The sequence below is a fragment of the Novosphingobium sp. genome (assembly GCF_049240505.1).
GTDB lineage: Bacteria > Pseudomonadota > Alphaproteobacteria > Sphingomonadales > Sphingomonadaceae > Novosphingobium.
Window position 1 is genome coordinate 1 of sequence record NZ_JBMLSM010000180.1, and the last position, 2,055, is coordinate 2,055.

At 60.3% G+C, this 2,055-nt stretch carries 1 protein-coding gene; it reads left to right on the forward strand.

Annotation, left to right across the window (positions count from 1 at the left end):
* The coding region (locus ACOVQ0_RS14595; protein ID WP_421885863.1) for a DPP IV N-terminal domain-containing protein at window positions 1-1,746 on the forward strand (1,746 nt) is incomplete at its 5' end.
* Window positions 1,747-2,055 lie beyond the last annotated feature (309 nt).

The window sequence follows — 2,055 nt, forward strand, 5'->3', positions numbered from 1 at the left end:
CATATTGCCTATGTGCGGGACCGCCGACTGTGGGCTGGGCCAGTGACGGGCGCGGCTCAAGCGATCACGCCTGCGGAAACGAACGCGGACGTCCATTGGGGCGAGGCGGAGTTCGTGGCGCAGGAGGAAATGAACCGCTTCAACGGGTTTTGGTGGTCACCTGATGAAAAGCGCATCGCGGTGGAGCGCTTTGACGAGAGCATGGTCGGCGTGGTCACGCGAACGGCCATCGGCGCGGAAGATACGCGGACCTACCAGCAGCGCTATCCGGCGGCGGGCACGCCCAACGCCGAAGTTTCGCTGTGGGTGATGGGGCCGGACGGATCGAACCGAGTGCAGGTGGATCTGGGCGCTGAGAAAGACGTCTATCTTGCGCGCGTGGACTGGGCGCCCGATGGCAAGGCGCTCTATGTGCAGCGGATGAACCGCGAGCAGACCGTGCTGGACATGCTCAAGGTCGATCCCGCCACCGGCAAGTCCAGCGTGATGTTTACCGAAAAGGCGGCGGACAAGCATTGGATCGACCTGTCTGACAGTTATCGGTTCCTGAAGGACGGGAGCCTTGTGTGGTGGTCGCAACGCGATGGCTTCGGGCACTTGTACCATTATCGTCCCGACGGTCACCCCGATGGCCGGTGGTTGCGCCTTACCCAAGGCGACTGGGTGGTTACCGGGCTGGTCGGCGTGGATGAAAAGGCTGGAAAGGTCTATCTGACTGGCACCAAGGACGATGTGCTGGCGAGCCAAGTCTACGCGATGGACCTGAAGGCACCCGGCAAACTGAAGCGGATCACCGAACTCGGCTGGGTCAACAATGCGTCTATGGACCGCACCGGGCAGACGCTGATGATTTCGCGCGCGTCGGATGCGCAGCCTGCGCAGTCTTACATCGCCGACACCACCGGCAAGCGGCTGGCGTGGATCGAGGAGAACAAGGTCGCAGGTGCGCATCCTTATGCACAGTATCTTGCCAGCCATCGTCCGGCGCAGTTTGGCACGATCCCCGCTGCAGACGGCACACCGCTGCACTACATGATGATCACACCGCCGCTGGAGCCGGGGAAGAAGTATCCCGTGTTCACCTACCACTATGGCGGGCCGACTTCGCGGGTGGTGGCCAAGGGTTTTCAGGGGGCACTGGCTCAGGCGATTGTCGACAAGGGGTATATCTACTTCGCCATCGACAATCGCGGGTCTGAAAACCGGGGCGTGAAGTTTGCCTCGGCGCTGCACCACGCGATGGGTTCGGTTGAGGTCGAGGACCAGTTGGCGGGCGCGATGTGGCTGAAGAAGCAGGCGTTCGTTGACGCAGACAAGATCAGCACCTTCGGTTGGTCCTATGGCGGTTACATGTCGATCAAGATGCTGGAGGCCAATCCGGGCGCCTATGCGGCCGGGATCGCAGTGGCGCCTGTGACCAAGTGGCAGCTTTATGATACGACTTATACCGAGCGTTATCTGGGTGATCCGGGCAAGCTGCCGCAGGTGTACGAGAAAGCAAACGCGCTGGCCGAAACTGGCAAGATCAGCGATCCTCTGCTGATCATTCATGGCATGGCCGATGACAACGTGGTGTTCGAGAATGCCAGCGCGATCATCGCCAAGATGCAGGGCGAGGCCGTGCCGTTCGAGATGATGCTTTATCCCGGCTACACGCACCGGATCAGCGGACCGAAGGTGAGCCAGCATTTGTATGAGACGATTTTCCGTTTCCTTGACCGTAATGGGGCAGGGAGCGGGAAGTAGGGGAAACCGTTGCTTCCAACGTCGTCACCCTGAACTTGGTTCAGGGTCCATCTCTCCATTGAGAGTCTTGGGCTGATCGGCGGAATGGATCCTGAAACAAGTTCAGGATGACGGTAGTGGGTGAGTTGGACGAAGTGCTTTGGGGAAAGTGTGGGTGCGCCATCCCCAAGCGTTTTTAACTTGGCTGGTTGGAACCAGTCGCTAGGGAACGGGCCGTCTGCAAGTGAACGGCGGGCCGCAGGAAGGGAAGTAAGATGGGTTACCGGGTTGTAGTGGTCGGTGCGACGGGGAATGTGGGCCGCGAGATGC